Consider the following 16690-nt stretch of genomic DNA (forward strand, 5'->3'; position numbering starts at 1 on the left):
CCAACGGTAGACGTTATACTGCCCTAGGCAAAAGGCTGTAAATCAGTTTTTATTTCTCGAATAAAGGGGAAGTGCCACCCACCCAATCTTTGTCCTTATTAAAGGCGACGCCTATCATTTCGCCCCGGCTCATGCGGCCTAGGCCGGTGAGCAGGTGCGGCTGCGCATCAGCCGGGTGCCACGCGTAGAGCAGGCGAATTTCACACTTCACCATGCCGTCGGGCGACTGAATGGCGGGCGCGTACACCACTTTGCGCTGCAATAGGTAGTTCTGCTTATCGGTCAGCGCGTCGAGGTCGGCCGCCGTGATGTGCAGGCGCACGCCCGCGCCAGCAAAGGAAAACAGCGGCTTGAGTACGTAGTTTTCGAGGTCAGTAGGGTATGTTTCAAGCTCATTTAAATAGTAGCTTGGTGGCGAGAACTGACTCTGTATCAGCGGTAAGGTGTACTTGCTGATGCGGAAAAACCAGTTGGGATGGCCCACCCAGTGCACGTCTACGTCGTCGGTGAGGTGATACTCGGTTTGTAGGTCGGGGTAGCGGTCCAACTCATCAAAAATGATGCGGTTATAGATGCGCTTGATGCGGATTTCACGGCCGTCCTTTTCGTAAAACAGCTCCCGACCGAGCTTCTTAATTTTGGTCAGGCACACCGCGTCCACGCCCCAAAACTGCTTGGTGAGGGCAAAATCGACGCGGGTTTTTTGTTTTTCTGGATAGATTTCCAGCAGAATAACTTCTTCCGGCTGCGCGTCGCCCAGCAGCAGGCGCCGCATTTCGGCCTGGTACTCAACGTCATCGGTCACCTCAAAATAGGGTGTCACCGAGTCGGGAATGTCGAACTGCCGGGCGTAGGAGCCCGGCTGCCAGGTCTGAAATGCGTAGAGCGACGGAAAGCCCTGCATCTCAATGAGCTGCGGCTCCAGCTCGCCCTGCGCATCGCGGCACACGGCAAAGTCAAATGTTAGGAAAGTGGCGTGCGCGTCCTCATTCGGCACCCGCTGGTGCGGCGGTATCGCGGCATCGGTCAGCTGCTTAAAATCAGGCCGCTGGATAACGTCGATGATGTCCTGGCCGGCCCGCACCAATTTGTCACGCAGCTGGGCCGGCACGAAAATAGGTGTTTCCGCCAAACGAAACTCTAGCTGGCCGGGCAGCTTTGCTTCCACATCAGCCAGCATGGCCTGGTACTTTTCCGGCGTGAAGGCCGCATTGTAAGCTTGGCGAAGGGCGGGAATCATTAGTGTTGAGCTAGTTCTTGGGTGATGGTGTATGAAGCTGCGTTCCGTCATGCAGAACGAAGTGAAGCATCTCGCGTGGTGCAGTAAACCCAATCGTTATGGGATACTGCGCCGCGCGAGATGCTTCACTTCGTTCTACATGACTAGACTGTTTAGGGATATTACCGGATGGTAAATACCGGATAAGCTACTCTATCGGCTTACTGTTTCTAGCGCCGTAATGCGCTCGATGGCCTGCTGCAAAAAATTGGGCACAATCACGGACTCGGTGTACTCGATGGTGCTCGGGTCGGAAAGCAATTCCACCATTTCGTGGTATTTGTCTTCGCCGTAGGTGGTGATAACCTGCTGCTTACGCTCGTCGGTGAGCATGTAGCGCAACATGCCTTCGCCATCGGCCTCGGGGTGAAACTGAGTAGCTAATACCTCAGGCGAGAAGCGAATAGCCATTACGGCTCGGGCCAGCGGGATGTGCGGCCGTTCTTTTTCCATGCACAGCACCGTCGCGCCCAGTTCGGCTAGTCGCTCCTCGTCAATATCAGTAAGCTGATAATCACGCGAATCGACGGCGTAGAACGGCTCGGGCAAGCGCTCGAAAACCGGCTCGGCCTCGCCGGCGCTGGTGAGGTGAATCGGCAACACGCCAAACGACGTAGACTTGCGCTTGCTGATGGTGCCCACGCCTAGGTGTCGCCCAATGAGCTGAAACGAATGGCAAATGGCCAGCAAGTGCTTTTTGCGGTCAGCGGTCTGGTTATGAGCTAGGAGCGCGTCGATAAACTCAAAATACCGCGGCTCCCAGGGCTCATCGGAGGGGAGGGGGCTGCCGGGGCCGCCACTCGAAATATAGATGTCGTAGTCGAGGCCCGGCACCTGGTTTTCGGCGCGCACATTAAAGGTGTCAACCACGAAAGAAACCTGGTTATCAGTTTCGGCGCGGCGTAAAAGTTGGCGAATACAACGCATTCCCTCGCCGGGGAAGTTATTATATAAGTCGAGGACGGCAATTCGGAAAGTGGGCATAGCAAGAAGAATAATTGCGTTAAACTCCTGTGCGTGAGAATAGGTTTAGCCGGATAAGCTAAAACCAGTTGGCCAAAGGCGGTAAAAAAAGGATTTTTACAAGCCGTGCGTGGTCTCGCTCAGAATATAATCAACCACCTTAGTAAGGTCGCCGGTCTGGTGAAAAACGGCGAGCTGACGGTCGGCGCCGGTGCCCATTTCCAGCATTTTCAGCACATACTCTACCTCGTGGCGGCTGCCTAGGTCGTCGAGTACATCGTCCACGAAGTCAAGCAGCTCCAGGATGAGCTGGCGCGCGGGCTTCTCTTCCTGGGTGCCAAAGTCGATGAGCGTGCCACTGATGCCGTAGCGGGCGGCGCGCCACTTATTTTCCTTGATGAGGGCGCTGCGATAAACCCGGAAGTTCAGGTTTTGCTCCTTGAGCTTGTAGATTTTGGCCACGAGCGCTTGCATCACGGCCGCCACCGCGATGGTTTCGTCGGCGCGCATCATCATGTCGCAGATGCGGTACTCGATGGTGTCGAAGAAAGGGTGGAGGCGAATATCCCACCATATTTTCTTGCCGTTGTCGATACAGCCGGTCTTTATCAGCAGCGCCAAAAACTCGTCGTAGTCGCTGGCGCTGTGAAAAAAGCCCGGAATGCCCGTGCGCGGAAATCGCTCGAATACTTTGGTTCTGAAAGACTTGTAACCCGTTTCGCGGCCTTCCCAAAACGGCGAGTTAGTGCTGAGCGCGAACAAGTGCGGCAAAAAATAGCGCAGCGCGTTCATCATGTACACGCCTAGGTCGCGGTTTTCGATGCCGACGTGCACGTGCATCCCAAAAACGAGGTTTGAGCGGGCGGCCTCCTGCAGTTCCTCCACGATTTTGTCGTAGCGGGCGTCGGGCGTGATGGGTTGGTCTTGCCAGCGCGAAAACGGGTGGGTGCCGGCGGCGGCTATTTTAAGGCCCACGCGGTCGGCCAGCTCGATTACCTGGCGGCGCAGGTGCACGACTTCGGTGCGGGCTTCGTCAATATTCTTGCAAATATTAGTGCCTACTTCCACCACTGACTCGTGCATTTCGGCCTTCACCTGCTCGTGCAGCGTGATGCGGCCGTCCTCCACAATCTTCGACATGTGCGAGCGTAGGTCGCGCGTGACGGGGTCGATGGTTTGAAATTCTTCTTCGATTCCGAGGGTAAATACGGGCCGGGACATAGCTAGGGCGGCTAAAAATGGATGGGGAGAACCCTGGGAAAGAGATATAGTAAACCCGAAAAAGGGCTGCCCCACGGAGCAGCGGCAGCCCTTTTTAAAGTCGGCAAGCTACTGGCAACTACTTATTTTTTGGGCGCCGGCTTCTTAGACTTAGCGGCCGGGGCCTCGCCAGCGGGCTTGGGGGCCGCCTTCGGCTTGGAAGCGGGCTTGGGCACGCTGCCTTCGGGCGCCTCGGGCGTAGCGCCGGCCGATTTTTTGGGCGCGGCCGCCTTCTTTGCGGCCGGCTCAACGCCAGTGGCGCCTAGGTCGTTGGTTTCGTGTACCGGGCTGCCTACCTCTACCGAGCCATCAGCCGAAGAAATAGCCGTTTTGTTAGCTGATTTCTGCACAAACGAGCCCCAGGTGAGGTTGTCGCGGCCGGGCTGCTGGGCCTGGGCGCGCTCGATAGCCAGGTTGGCGGCGTGCTCTACCACCCACTCAAAGTTCTCGGGACCTACCGAATTGAGGTCGGCGTCGGGGGCGGGGTTGCCAAAGTCGATGGCGATTGGAATACCGTCGCGTACTGCAAACTCCACGGTATTAAAGTCATAGCCCAAGCCCTGGCACAGGCGCAGTACGTAGTCCTTGATGGTCGCGAGCAGCTTTTCGCCCTCCTCGCCCTGGGTCTTCATCTCGGTCTGGTAGCGCTGGTGGGGGGCGTTGCGGGGCTCATAGGGCATGATGAGCACGTCTTTGCCACCCAGGCAGTAGCACCGGAAATAGTCGGTGAAATCAACGGCTTCCTGATACAGCATCACGAGCTGGCCGGTTTCCTCATAGGCCTGCATGGCTTCGTACGGGTTATCGACCTTGTACACGCTCTTCCAGCCGCCGCCCGAGTGGGGCTTCATGAAGGCCGGGAAGCCGATTTTCTCAAAGGCTTTCTCCCAATCGAACAAGCCTAGGTTGCGAAACGAGTTCTCGCTGGTGTCGTCGGGGCGGTGCTTGCTGGGCAGCAGCAGGGTCTTGGGCACCGGCACGCCGAGCTGCACGGCCAGGGCGTTGTTGAAGAATTTCTCGTCCGCGCTCCACCAGAAGGGGTTGTTAATCACGTCAGTACCCGTGAGGGCAGCGTTTTTTAGGTAGGCCCGGTAGAAGGGCACGTCCTGCGAAATGCGGTCGATAATCACAGCGTAGTCGGTGGGCACGGCCTGCTCGACTTCGGTGATAGTTACAAATTCGGCCGTGATGCCATCGACGGCTTTCTGATTGACGCGGTCGACGAAGGCCTGCGGAAAGGTGTTTTCCTGGCCGAAAAGGATGCCGATTTTTTTCATGGGTGAGGGCAATTAAGGGTGTTGGGAGAGAAAAGCTGGGCGGTTGTACGCAACTGGCTTATTAAAAGATAGAAGAGACATATTCCGGGAACATGCCGCGCCACACCGGCCAGTCGTGGGTGCCGGAGCGTACATCGAGGCGGTGCGAAATGCCTTTGGCGGCCAAAATACCCGACATCTGGTAGTTAGAATCTTTGCAGAAATCGTCCTGGGCCGTGCCCAGCACAATGTTCATCTTGTAGAAGTTATCGTTCTGAGCATTAGGCATAAAGTCAGGCGGGTTGTTGAAATACACCTGCTCGTCGTAGTAGCCATTCAGAAACATACGCACGTCGAACGAAGCGCCCATCGAGAAGAGGTGCGCTACTTGCTCGGGGTGCTTAAAGGCGAAATTGAGCGCCTGGTAACCACCTAGGGAGCAGCCGGCTACGCCTACTTTGTCGACCTGACACTCGCGCTGCATGGCGGGCACCAGCTCCTCGCTTATCATGCGGTCGTAGAGGTTGTGGTTGTGCAGGCGGGTGCCGGGGTGCAGGTGCTTGGCGTACCAGCTCCACTTGTCGCCGCTGTCGATGCAATAGAGCTTAATGAGCTTATTATCAATAAACCACTGGACTGATTCGACCAGCTTAAAGTCCTTGGCTTCGAAGTAGCGGCCGTTGGAAGTCGGGAAGATGAGGATGGGGTAGCCGTAGTCGCCAATGACCAGCATTTCCATGTCGAGGCCAAGGTGGTGGGAGTAGAAGCGGCGGTATTCTTCGTGCAAGAGGCAGGTGCCGGCGGGAAAGGAGCCCGCGCCGGAACCGGCCGCAAACTAAGCAGAAAATCTGAACAGCCAACTTTGGATAAAATTCTGGGAAACTTGGATGGCACACGTTTCTTTGCGCAGATAATGGCAGTATTCCGCTTTCAGTCGCCGCGCGGCACCACCGTGGCCGTGCGGCGCGACGAATCTTTGTTTTCCATCCGCCTAGGCCGCGTGGTGCGCCTCGACGTGGTGCTACCGCCCGGCTTTAACCCCGCCGCGGCCCAGCCCTACCCGGTGCTGTACCTCAATGACGGCCAGGACCTTCAACGCTTGCAGCTGCCCGTCACGCTCAACTATTTGTATCGGCGCCAGGCCGTGCGGCCCTTCGTGCTGGTGGCCGTGCACGCCGCCGACCGCCTGCAGGAGTACGGCGTGGCCGCCCGCCCCGACTACCTGGGGCGGGGTAGCCGTGCCGGCCGCTACACCGAGTTCGTGCTCAGTGAGTTATTGCCCTACGTACAGGCGCACTACCACGCCAGCACCGACCCCGCCGAGGCCGTGGTGGCGGGCATGTCGCTGGGTGGCCTCACGGCCTTCGACCTAGCCTGGCACCACCCCGAGGCGTTTGCGCGGGCGGGCTCCTTTAGTGGCTCTTTTTGGTGGCGTGCCCGGGGTCTGAACGACGGCTACACCGACGCCGACCGCCTCATGCACAGTCTCGTGCGAGCCCGCAGCCCGTGGCGCAGCCAGCAGTTTTGGCTGCAAACTGGCACCGAAGACGAAACCAGCGACCGCAACAACAACGGCATTATCGATGCCATTGAAGACACGCTGGACCTCATGGCGGCCCTTGAGCGCCAGGGCCTGCCTCAGGCGGCCGTGCGCTACGTGGAGGTGCCCGGCGGCCGCCACCACCAGGATACCTGGGGGGCCGTGATGCCCGATTTTCTGCGCTGGGCCTTCGGCCGACCCGGCGTCGATACGCAGGATTATGTGCGCCGGCACCGCATTAGCCCGCACTTGGTGGCCGGTAAGCGCCACCTGCGCCGCCGGCCCCGCGGGGCCGAGCGATTGGGTTTTCGGTACTTAGCCAACGGCCGCGCGGCGACTACATTTGCCGCCATGCCCGCCCCCGCCACCCTAGCCCGGCCCGCCGCTGGTACCTACCAGCCCTACGCCCAGGGCTACCTCGACCTGATTGCGGAGGGTGCTGACCCGCTGACCTTGCTGCGCCAGCAGCCCGCCGAGCTGCACCGCGACCTGGTCCGCCTCACCGAGGCGCAGGCGCTGATGCGCTACGCGCCCGGCAAGTGGACGCCCAAGGAAATGCTGCAGCATATGATTGATACCGAGCGCATTTTCACGTACCGGGCCCTGCGCTTCGCCCGCGGCGATGCGCAGTCGCTGCCCGGCTTCGACGAGAACGACTTTGCCGCCAATAGCGAGGCCAACGACCGCCCAATGAGCCAGCTGCTGACGGAATACCACGCCGTGCGGGCTGCCACGCTGGCCCTGTTTGGCAGCTTTACCGAGGCGCAGTTCGACCGCGTGGGCCTGGCCAACGGCGGGGCCACCAGCGTGCGGGCGCTGGTGTTCATTACGGCGGGGCACGAGCGGCACCACCTAGGTATCTTGCGTGAGCGCTACTGGCCCGTGCTGCCTGCGGCCGAACCCGGCGGGGCACAACATCCGGCCGCCGCACTGCGTTAGAAACGCGATTTTCTGTTCCCTCCCCTCACTTTACCACCCACTTTTCACTCATGGCAAAAGCCCAAGATTCCCGCAAGGAAAAGAAGAAAGAACCGACCAAGTCTCTGAAGGAGAAAAAAGCCGAGAAGGACGAGAAGAAGGTCGCCCGCGCCCGCAAACAAGAATAAATCGCAGATTTAACGGATTTAACGGATTGCGCAGATACGCCCGCCTGCGGCGGGCTGACTAGGCTAGCGCAGAGCAGCCTTCGGCTAGCTTGTAGAGAGAGCCGGCGCAGCCGCTCCTGCGTTCGCATCGTCAGCCCGCCGCAGGCGGGCGTATCTGCGCCATCCGTTAAATCCGTTAAATCTGCGATTATAGGGTGTAATACGGCTCTTTTTCCTTGTCGTGGTAGCGCAGGTAACCGTGCAGCGTGAGCTTGATGAGGGTGCGGTAGGCGCGGCGGCGGCTCATATTCACCAGCTTGGTGTACTGGGCCACCGTGATGCGTGGGGTGGTGCGCAGGTAGTCCAGCACGCGCAGCTCGTCGCGGTTGAGCGGGATTTTTTCGAGGCCGGGTTCGGGCGGCTGGCGCTCGAGTAATTTCTCGGCGAGGGAGCTAGTTTGCACGCTCTCGTCGCGCACCCGGATGTAGCTGCGCCATTCGCCGGGCGCTATTTGTGCGCGGTGCGGTTTGTGCGGGCTCTCCGCTACGCTCACGATAAGTACGATGCGGTCGTCCTCCGTTTCTACCTCGCTAAAACTCAGCGTGAGCGGCGGCTCTACGTAGTGGGCGGCGGCCTCGCGCAGCACAAACATTTCCTCTTCCGCGTCGCGCACGCCCACCACCCGCCCATCATCATCAACGCCCACCAGCACCTGCCCGCCCCGCGTGTTGGCCAGCGAGGCCAGCGTGCGCGAAATGCGCGTGGGGTGCGTCGTCTTCTTCTTAAATTCCAACTCCTCGCCCTCGCCCCGGCTAATAAGTGCGCGTAAATCCATCTTAAATAAGCTATTAGCTGTCAACTTCCTTAACAACCAGTACCCGTAAGCAGTAGCAACGCAAGCCGAAACGCAAATGTGCCGCTTCCCCAGCAGGAAAGCGGCACACCAAAAGCTAACGACCAACAGCAGTCAGCCCGCCGCAGGCGGGCGTATCTGTGCAATCCGTTAAATCAGTTAAATCTGCGATTTAGAAGGGTAGGTCGTTGTCGTCGTCGCTGGCGATAGGCGCCGCCGAAGGCTGGGCGCGCAGGTTCGGGTTCTGGTTTTGAGCAGCCGGACGGGCTGCGGCCTGGGGCTGGGCATAGCCGCCACCACCGCCAGCGGCCGGAGCGCCACCAGCCGAAGCCGGCTCAATGCGCCACGCTTCGAGGTTGGTGAAGTACAGCATCTGGCCGTTTTTGTTGAAGCCGCGGCCGCGCAGGTCAAAAGTTACCTTCACTTCGTCACCCATTTTGTAGGGGTCGATAAGGTTGCTTTTGTCCTGAGTCAGCTGAAACTTGATTTGCTGGGGATACTGGCCGTCTTGAACTTCCAGGACGAACTCGCGCTTGCGAAATTTTTCGCTAACCTGCTGTTCGTCAAAGATTTCGTGCAGGCGGCCGGTTACGTCGTATGCCATCGTATTGTATGGTTAAGGGAAAAGAGTAATTTGGAGGTCAAACCTACGAATAAAAACCGAAGACGACTAGGTTTTGGTTTCAGATGAGTTGGTTTTATGGCTAAAAAACCAGATTTTTAGTATTTTATATCTAACTGATTTATTGAGTAGTACGATTTTTTTTAGAAATAAATAAGCTTTTTTAGAAGCCTAAGCGCTTGACTCGCACTAAACTGGTGAGCAAACCCAGCGTTTTGCCAGCCACTAAAACCGCAAGCAGCGGCGCAGGAGCGCGAGTCAACGGCCGGCGTAAGCCAACTTTGTAGCTCGCGTCTATATAAGACGCTCATAAACGAACGCGAACTACACAGTTTGCGCTACTACCGAAAGCACTTTATGTTCGCCCTTGCTCTGCACGGTGGCGCCGGCACTATTGCCCGCGCCTCCCTCACGCCCGCCCTCGAAGCCGACTACCGTGCCGCTCTGCGCGCCGCCCTCACCCTAGGTACCGATTTACTGGCCCAGGGCGCCCCGGCCCTTGATGCCGTGGAGGCTACCGTGCGCTCGCTCGAAGACTGCCCGCTCTTTAATGCCGGGCGCGGGGCGGTGTTCACCCACGAGGGCCACCACGAAATGGATGCCGCCCTCATGGACGGCGCCACCCGCCGGGCCGGCGCCGTGGCCGGCGTGCGCGAGGTGCAAAACCCCATTCGGGCCGCGCGCCTGGTGATGGAGCAGACCGAGCACGTGCTGCTGGCCTACCCCGGCGCCGATGAGCTGGCCCGCGAGCACGGCCTGCCGCTGCAGCCGCCCGCGTATTTTTTCACCCAGCAGCGTTACGACCAGCTGCAGGAGGCCATCGCGGCCGGTCGCATGCAGCTCGACCACGCCGCCAGCCCTGGCTCGGCCGCCGACCCCAACTGGAAAAAAGGCACGGTAGGGGCCGTAGCCCGCGACCAGCGCGGCCACCTGGCCGCCGCCACCAGCACCGGCGGCATGACCAACAAGCGCTACGCCCGCATCGGCGACACGCCGCTCATCGGGGCCGGCACCTGGGCCGATGCGCGCTGCGCCATCAGCTGCACCGGGCACGGCGAATACTTTATTCGGGCCGTGGCCAGCTACGACGTGGCCTGCCTGATGGAGTACAAGGGGCTGTCCTTGGCTGAGGCCTGCCGCGTGGTGGTGCACGACAAGCTGGCCCCGGCGGGCGGCGAGGGCGGCCTCATCGCGGTAGATGCGGCCGGCAACCTGGCGCTGCCCTTCAACTCGGAGGGCATGTACCGGGCCAGCCGCAACGCGGCGGGGGAGGAGCAGGTCGAGATTTACTAGCCTAGGGCGATGAAAAACGGGTGGCACCGCCTCGGCCACGCCCAGGCGCTGTCGCTGGTGCTGGCGGTGCTGGGGCTGGGCGTGGCCATGCGCGTGGGGCACTTTCCCAGCGTGCCGCCCGGCCTCAACCCCGACGAGGCGGCCAATGCCTACTCGCTGGCCGAAACCGGGGCCAACCGCTGGGGCAACTACCTGCCGGCTTATTTCCCAGTTTGGGGCAGCGGCCAAAACGTGCTGCTGGCGTATTTGACGGTGCCCGTAGTTAAGGCCCTAGGTCTGAATCTATGGTTGGTCCGGCTAGTGCCGCTCTTGCTGGGGTTGCTGCCGAGTTGGTTCGGGAGGAGTAGCCTAGTAAGTGCCGACCACTACCTCTTTAGGCATCCGCAGGGAGCAATCAGGGTGCAGTTTAACGATGGCTTGGCCGGTGCCTTCGCTGCCGTGGGCCGGCTGCAAGGGGTACCGCAGATGCTCATCACCTCGCAGATTTCCCTCAACTACGTCTACGCGCTGTACTATTTGCGCTACCCGCCCGCCCGGTTTCAGCAAGCAGTTCGGCGGGAAGTTGTCGATGGCTCCTATTAGGTAACGAAGTTTAATCGCTACATTTTTGATTCGAACAGCCTCCACCCTAGGGTGCCCTGCGGCTACCTAACGCGTAAGGGGGAGCTGGGCGCGAACTCCCAGCATCGCAAAGCACTGACTTACAGCGATAAATTTTGGGAGGTGGGGCTGATGCAGGCTGCTTCAGCTACGGCCTTTCTGCCTCGCCGCGCAGCGGCTGGGTTGAAAGAATGGCGCGGCGTAACGCAGCGGTAGGCATTACTATTCGGCGATTGCTGCCGTTCTTTGCAGGGTTCAATCTATTGGGCATAATTGTCTATTTTATATAATTATAATGCAAATTAATGACTTGCTAAAGCTAGCGGTGCTTGGGGGTGTTCTGGTGAGCGCCGCCCCAGTGGCCTCGGCCCAGACTACCAGCAAATACCCGACGCCCGCGGGCCCGCCCCGCAAAAAATACATGTTTGCCCAAAAAGACCCCGAGTGCCCGGTGGTGGCCAACATCACGAAGAATACTGACGAGGACGCCGACGTCACGGGCTCCTACACCCGCGTGTGCTACCGCTCGCCGGCCGAGATGCTGGCCGAAATCGATGAGTTGCGCCGCATTCATACCTGGGCCGATAGCACCTACCAGCGGCGGCTGGCCGCGCTGCCGCCCGGCGGCGCGCTGCTGCTCACCATTCACCGCCAGGGCGCCAAAAACACCGATTTTGCCAACCTAGCCCTCGTGGCCCGCACCAAAGAGGGCGCCGAGGTCTACGCGGCTACGCCCAAGCCCAGCACGGGCCGCTTCTTCGGCCGCGACCTGTATCAGGCGCAGCAGGCCGTGCCCTTCGTGAAGCCCGCCGCGCCGGGGCCCTATCTGCTATCAATTACGGATAGCCGGCTGCGGCAGGTATTTGAATACCAGCTGACTATGCCATAGGGTAATAAAAGAGGCGTTGGATGGACCTAGGGGAGTAATTTTTCCTAGGTTCATCCAACGCCCCTTTTACTGAGCAAGCGTCGTTTACTTGTGTAGTTGCACCCACTGCACGGCCAGCAGGCTTTTGGCATCTTGCCAGGGCTCCGCGATGAGTTGCGCGCGGGTGAGCAGTATTATCTCGATGTGCTCGTGCTCGGCGGCTAGGCCGCCGCCCGCGCCGGTTTGGCGGCTCACTTCGGCGTAGTACACGGTGATGGTTTCGCCGCTGGTGCCGGGCGAGGGCCACATTTTCACGATTTCGGTGAGCGCGTCTACCTCGCAGCCCAGCTCCTCGTGCAGCTCGCGGCGCACGGCGGTTTCGGGGCTTTCGTCCTTATCTATCATGCCGGCGGCAATCTCCAGCAGGTTAATCTCGGGCCCGATGCGGAACTGCTTCGTGACTATATACTGTTGCTTGCTTGTGTCGAAGACCAGGGCGGCCACGGCCTGGCCGGGCTCGAAACGCTCACGCGTGATTGCCTCGCCCTGCGGCGTGGTGGCGGTGAGTTCGATTACTTTAAAGTGCCCGTCGAATACGCGGCGGCGTTGCGTGATTTCCATAGCTTGCAAAATTAAGCGGTATCTTTGCCGCCACGGGCAGTTTGGTTGCGGACCAACTGCCGGCCGTACATACGGCCATCCGGCCCGCCGCGTCGTAGTTGGCGCGTAAGGTTCGGGCTGTTTTCTTCTGATTTTTTTCTGACCGGGGTGCTCCGCTTGCCCCGCCCTGGGCCGCCGCCGCATTTGGCGGGCGGCCCGCCACACCCCCATGACGTTTAACGAACTCAACCTGATTGAGCCCATCCTGCGCGCCCTAGGCGAGGAAGGCTACACCACCCCCACGCCCATTCAGCAGCAAGCCATCCCGCAGGTGCTCGAAGGCCACGACCTGCTGGGCGTCGCCCAGACGGGTACCGGCAAAACGGCCGCCTTCTCGGTGCCCATCCTCCAGATTCTGCACCGCACCGCCGAAGCCCAGAAGGGCCAGGGCCCGCGCGGCCGCGTACGCTGCCTGGTACTTACGCCCACCCGCGAGCTCGCCATCCAAATTGGCGAGAGCTTTAAGGCCTACGGCCGCCACCTGCCGCACTTGCGCTCGTCGGTCATTTTTGGTGGGGTAGGGCAAAACCCGCAGGTGCAGGCGTTGCAGCGCGGCGTTGAAATATTGGTGGCCACGCCCGGCCGCCTGCTCGACTTGATGAACCAGGGCTACGTCAATTTGCAGCACCTCGAGGTGTTTGTGCTCGACGAGGCCGACCGCATGCTCGACATGGGCTTCATCCACGACATCAAGCGCATCTTACCCAAGCTGCCCGCTGGCCGCCAAAGCCTATTCTTCTCGGCCACCATGCCGAACGTGATTAAGGAGCTTTCGGCCACCATCCTGCGCCCCAATCCGGTGCAGGTGGCCGTGACGCCCGTCTCGAGCACCGCCGACACGGTAACCCAGTCGGTGTTCCTGGTGGATAAAAATGACAAGCCCGCCCTGCTGCGCCACGTCCTGAAAGACCCCGCCATCAAGCGCGTGCTCGTCTTCACCCGCACCAAGCACGGCGCCAACAAGGTGACCGAGACCCTGGAGAAAGCTCAGATTACGGCCGAGGCCATCCACGGCAACAAAAGCCAGAACCACCGCCAGCGCGCCCTCAGCAACTTCAAGGCCGGCACCACCCGCGTACTGGTGGCCACTGACATTGCCGCCCGCGGCATTGACGTGGACGAGCTGACCCACGTCATCAACTACGAAGTGCCCAACGAGCCCGAAACCTACGTGCACCGCATCGGCCGCACGGGCCGGGCCGGCGCATTTGGTACGGCGTTTACATTTGTAGAAGATGAGGAGCGTGCGTATCTGCAAGATATTCAGAAGCTTATTCGTAAGCAGCTGGACGTGGACAAGGACCATCCTTATTCCACCAACAGCGTGGCGCCGGTATCGCTGACTGGCAACGAGCGCATCATCCGGCCCAAAGGCCCCGCTGGCCGCCCAGCCCGCGACGGTCGCTCGGGCGGCGGTAGTGGCAGTGGCCAAGGCCGCGGCGGGGCTCCCCGCGCAGCAAGCAGCAGCCAGGGCACTGGTAACCGCGGCGAACAGCGTGGCGGTGGCCGCCCGGCTGCGGCGGGCAGCGCCGGTGGCGAGCGTCGGAGCAGCCGCCCCTGGCAGGCTGGCCGCGGTGGTGGGGCCGACGGCGGTAGCCGCCGCTCGTCCTAGGTACCTAGGTAGGCGTAATGAGGCGCCGTAGCTATATTTCGTTCCGGTTTCGTAGCCCACCCAGGGCTGGGAAGCCGGAACGCTTTTTTTAGGAGCTGCCCGGAAACAAAAATCGGCCAGAATCGCTTCTACTGAGAGCTATCTGTTCAAAATAGTAGTCCTTCAGCCCATGACTTCTCGCGTTTCTCTTCCGCTGATTCAGGCCTTGCGCGACACTGCCCGGCGCCTCGCTTCTGAAGCCCCCTACCAGTGGGGCCACATGGGCAGCTGTAATTGCGGCCACTTGGCCCAAACGGTCACCTCGCTGACCAAAACCGAAATTCACACCCAGGCGCTGGAGCGATACGGTGACTGGGAGCGCCAGCTTATCGACTACTGCCCCACCAGCGGCCTGCCCTTCGACCAGACTATCGATGAGATGCTGGCAATGGGTTTTTCCCGCCAGGACCTGACCCACTTAGAGAAGATATCTGACCCCACCGTGCGGGCAGCCATCCCGTTTGAACGCCGCAACGCCCTGCGTCATAATCAGCGCGATGACGTAGTACTGTACCTGCGCACCTGGGCCGACCAGCTCGAGCAGCGCCTACTCGATAGCTTGCCATTGCCTGAGCTAGCTGAAGTGGAGACCGCTGCTTTGCACGGGTAAATGATAGTTTTTGACCCCCGGCTGCACACGCAAAAGCCCCGACTACTCCACAAGTAGTCGGGGCTTTTGCGTGTGCAGCCGGGGGCTAGCCAAACGGCCCAGCACCAGCTGATGGAAGTTAGTAGTTGACGTTGCTGCGCTGCGCTTCGCGGTAGCCTTCGGCGCGGTGTTCCCGCTTGTAGGCCGCATCGGCGCTAGGGTCTTTCTCCGCATCGGGAGCAACCGAGCAGGCAGCGGTAAGGAACAGGGCCGCGCTGGCGGCCAGCAGCAGGGAGTAAGTGCGCAGACGTTTCATACCGCGAAGGTAAGCCGCAAGCGCCAAAACACGCCTACCCGGCAGAAGCAATTTGTCAATTTCAGCCGTGAAGAAGGAGGGTCAATGAAGGGGAGAACCGCCTCGCGGAAGGCTTACTCCCATGCCTTTATAAGTAGCGCGTGGCCCGGTTACTAGCTGGCAGCTACCCCGCCGACGGATAGAGGAAGCTGGATACGGTAGAGTCATGTCAACGACCTTGCTAATCTCGTAAAACGGTTTGTTTAAGGTGTTTTTATTGCTCTTCAGAGGCATCAGTAGCCGCCTGGCTGCGAATGGCATTGGCTAGCGTAAAATTGACTTTTATCCGTAATACAGTATGATTTTAATATTAGTAACTGTCGTTAGGAGAAAGAAGCTGGCTTTGCGAAATAAGAGAGGACTATTCTTGTAAGAAAAAAATATAGAGACCTAACTAAGAAAGGGCAGTTTTGACTTGAACCCAATTCCGGATGAGTAGACTTTGCATACTGATAAATAGTAGGTTATAAAAAATAAATCTATTGAAGCAAATGATGAATAACGGCTGGATTCGTGTTGTGCTATTTTAAGATACTTAGGTTGTCTTGCTGGAGTACAGTAGGGTGTTTTATAGCTCAAAACTCAGTTAAAAAGGGTAGGTTGATAGTAGCCTTGGAATAGTACTTAGCAAGGCTGCTTGATAGTCAATAGCTTTAGCTTGGTTACGAGTGGGAAAGCAACGGGCCTCGGGAACGATAGCACCGTATGCTACCGCTCCCGAGGCCCGTTGCTAATAGAATTAAGATAAATGAGAGCCGGTATTAATACGGATAAGGATGGGCTCTGGATTGATATATTTGTAAACTAAGTGACCCGTCCACTTGCGAAGCGGCCCGAGGAAAAATCTGAAGCCCGTTAGTTGCCGTCGGGCAGATAATCGCTGAATGAGCCATCGCGATAAAAAATGACAATGCGGCGGATGGCCTTGCCGGGCTCCCCTAAAAACGATAGAGCCGCGGCTGGGTGCGGGTCCGGGGCGGCTAGCTCCGGGCTGGTCGGTGTGGCTAAAGTAGGAACCTCGGCGGCAGGTGGGGCAGGGCTACCAGCAGTGCTCAGGCTTTCAGTAGGTAGCGGCGGTGACAAGAGGCTGACTGCTGAGAGCGTGGCCGTGGGGGCAGAAAGCGGGGGCTGACCAGGTAGGGCCGCTGCCGTGGGCATAGCTGCCGTAGGAATAGGGTCCGGAACTGAAACCGGAGCGCTTACTTCTGGTGGGCTAGCGGCCCCGAAGCTGGCTGAAGTAGCGGAAGCAGCCACTCCGGGTCGAAACTTCGGGGGCTGCGGGTAGCTGCTGGCTTGAGGAGATACAGTGGGGGCTGGGCGTTCAAACGCTGCCGGGCGAGGGCTACGTGGCGTAGCAGTCGGCGTCGTCGGAATTGGGGCTGGAACTGGCGGCGCTACCGCAATAGGCTGCTGGACTACCTCCGCAGGCCTGATAGGAGCGGTAGGAGCGGGCGCCGCTGCTGCTGCGGCCAGCATCGGGCCAGTGCCGGCCAGCAGCCAGGGGAGCGAGATGTCTGGGAATGCGCTGATAATCTTCTGCACCACCTCTAGGCTGGGCTTATTACGCTCGCTCAGAATGTGGCTAATGACCGGGCGACCAACCCCAATAAGGTCAGCAAACTGGGTAGGGCTAAGCTGACGAGCTTCCAGCAGCTCACGGATACGCGTAATCATGGGAGTAGGCTATTGCGCTGCAAAGATGCACATAAGTAAACATATGAAGCGTGTTTACATGTATTGCCATTTGTATTCATAGTAGTTTACATACTTGATAACATCTGACACATATGTAACTAAGGTAGGATATTGCGTATGG

Annotated in this window: 16 protein-coding genes; 6 read left to right on the forward strand and 10 right to left on the reverse strand. The window is 59.3% G+C overall.

Annotation, left to right across the window (positions count from 1 at the left end; translation table 11 throughout):
* Positions 1–49: 49 nt before the first annotated feature.
* The 5 genes from ACFSDX_RS23075 to ACFSDX_RS23095 all read right to left on the reverse strand — a co-directional run bounded on the left by ACFSDX_RS23075 (position 50) and on the right by ACFSDX_RS23095 (position 5545).
* Complete coding sequence (locus tag ACFSDX_RS23075) at positions 50–1240, reverse strand: hypothetical protein (protein ID WP_382317922.1); 1191 nt, start codon at positions 1238–1240, stop codon at positions 50–52.
* A gap of 192 nt (positions 1241–1432) precedes the next feature.
* On the reverse strand, positions 1433–2263 hold the full coding sequence (locus tag ACFSDX_RS23080; protein WP_382317924.1) for a type 1 glutamine amidotransferase: 831 nt from the start codon (positions 2261–2263) through the stop codon (positions 1433–1435).
* 96 nt (positions 2264–2359) lie between these two features.
* Positions 2360–3463, reverse strand: a complete 1104-nt coding sequence (locus tag ACFSDX_RS23085) for a carboxylate-amine ligase (protein WP_382317926.1) — start codon at positions 3461–3463, stop codon at positions 2360–2362.
* A gap of 122 nt (positions 3464–3585) precedes the next feature.
* A complete protein-coding gene (locus ACFSDX_RS23090; protein WP_382317928.1) occupies positions 3586–4779 on the reverse strand; it encodes an ATP-grasp domain-containing protein in 1194 nt (397 codons plus the stop codon).
* Positions 4780–4840: 61 nt separating this feature from the next.
* Positions 4841–5545 carry an esterase family protein gene (locus ACFSDX_RS23095; RefSeq protein ID WP_382317930.1) on the reverse strand — a complete coding sequence of 235 codons (705 nt, stop codon included), beginning with the start codon at positions 5543–5545 and terminating at the stop codon, positions 4841–4843.
* Positions 5546–5671: 126 nt separating this feature from the next.
* Between ACFSDX_RS23095 and ACFSDX_RS23100 the strand changes: the two genes are divergently transcribed.
* The gene (locus ACFSDX_RS23100; RefSeq protein WP_382317932.1) at positions 5672–7237 is read left to right on the forward strand and encodes an alpha/beta hydrolase-fold protein; all 1566 of its coding nucleotides are present in this window, start codon (positions 5672–5674) and stop codon (positions 7235–7237) included.
* A 354-nt stretch (positions 7238–7591) separates the two neighbouring features.
* Here the strand turns inward: ACFSDX_RS23100 and ACFSDX_RS23105 are convergent, their stop codons facing one another.
* Together ACFSDX_RS23105 and ACFSDX_RS23110 are read right to left on the reverse strand one after the other, a co-directional pair.
* The gene (locus ACFSDX_RS23105) at positions 7592–8218 is read right to left on the reverse strand and encodes an AlbA family DNA-binding domain-containing protein (RefSeq protein WP_382317934.1); all 627 of its coding nucleotides are present in this window, start codon (positions 8216–8218) and stop codon (positions 7592–7594) included.
* A gap of 190 nt (positions 8219–8408) precedes the next feature.
* Positions 8409–8840 carry a DUF3127 domain-containing protein gene (locus ACFSDX_RS23110; protein ID WP_382317936.1) on the reverse strand — a complete coding sequence of 144 codons (432 nt, stop codon included), beginning with the start codon at positions 8838–8840 and terminating at the stop codon, positions 8409–8411.
* 375 nt (positions 8841–9215) lie between these two features.
* On the opposite strand from ACFSDX_RS23110, the gene ACFSDX_RS23115 reads away from it, so the two are divergent.
* From ACFSDX_RS23115 to ACFSDX_RS23125, 3 genes are all read left to right on the forward strand, one after another.
* Positions 9216–10151, forward strand: coding sequence for an isoaspartyl peptidase/L-asparaginase family protein (locus tag ACFSDX_RS23115; RefSeq protein WP_382317938.1), 936 nt, complete (start codon positions 9216–9218; stop codon positions 10149–10151).
* Positions 10152–10160: 9 nt separating this feature from the next.
* Positions 10161–10733: a hypothetical protein gene (locus ACFSDX_RS23120; RefSeq protein ID WP_382317940.1), complete on the forward strand. Its 573-nt coding sequence runs from the start codon at positions 10161–10163 to the stop codon at positions 10731–10733.
* A gap of 313 nt (positions 10734–11046) precedes the next feature.
* On the forward strand, positions 11047–11640 hold the full coding sequence (locus ACFSDX_RS23125) for a hypothetical protein (RefSeq protein ID WP_382317942.1): 594 nt from the start codon (positions 11047–11049) through the stop codon (positions 11638–11640).
* Between the two features lie 84 nt (positions 11641–11724).
* Here ACFSDX_RS23125 and ACFSDX_RS23130 read toward each other — a convergent pair whose 3' ends face one another.
* Positions 11725–12240: an NUDIX domain-containing protein gene (locus ACFSDX_RS23130; protein ID WP_382317944.1), complete on the reverse strand. Its 516-nt coding sequence runs from the start codon at positions 12238–12240 to the stop codon at positions 11725–11727.
* 208 nt (positions 12241–12448) lie between these two features.
* On the opposite strand from ACFSDX_RS23130, the gene ACFSDX_RS23135 reads away from it, so the two are divergent.
* Both ACFSDX_RS23135 and ACFSDX_RS23140 read left to right on the forward strand, forming a co-directional pair.
* A complete protein-coding gene (locus tag ACFSDX_RS23135; RefSeq protein WP_382317946.1) occupies positions 12449–13891 on the forward strand; it encodes a DEAD/DEAH box helicase in 1443 nt (480 codons plus the stop codon).
* A gap of 169 nt (positions 13892–14060) precedes the next feature.
* The gene (locus tag ACFSDX_RS23140) at positions 14061–14540 is read left to right on the forward strand and encodes a hypothetical protein (protein ID WP_382317948.1); all 480 of its coding nucleotides are present in this window, start codon (positions 14061–14063) and stop codon (positions 14538–14540) included.
* Positions 14541–14658: 118 nt separating this feature from the next.
* On the opposite strand, the gene ACFSDX_RS23145 is transcribed toward ACFSDX_RS23140, so the two are convergent.
* Both ACFSDX_RS23145 and ACFSDX_RS23150 read right to left on the reverse strand, forming a co-directional pair.
* A complete protein-coding gene (locus tag ACFSDX_RS23145; RefSeq protein ID WP_198991274.1) occupies positions 14659–14835 on the reverse strand; it encodes a hypothetical protein in 177 nt (58 codons plus the stop codon).
* 894 nt (positions 14836–15729) lie between these two features.
* Positions 15730–16548 (reverse strand): helix-turn-helix domain-containing protein, encoded by an 819-nt coding sequence (locus tag ACFSDX_RS23150; protein ID WP_382317950.1) that lies wholly within the window; start codon positions 16546–16548, stop codon positions 15730–15732.
* Between the last annotated feature and the right edge of the window lie 142 nt (positions 16549–16690).

The sequence above is a fragment of the Hymenobacter bucti genome (genome assembly GCF_042681145.1).
GTDB classification, from domain to species: Bacteria; Bacteroidota; Bacteroidia; order Cytophagales; family Hymenobacteraceae; genus Hymenobacter; species Hymenobacter bucti.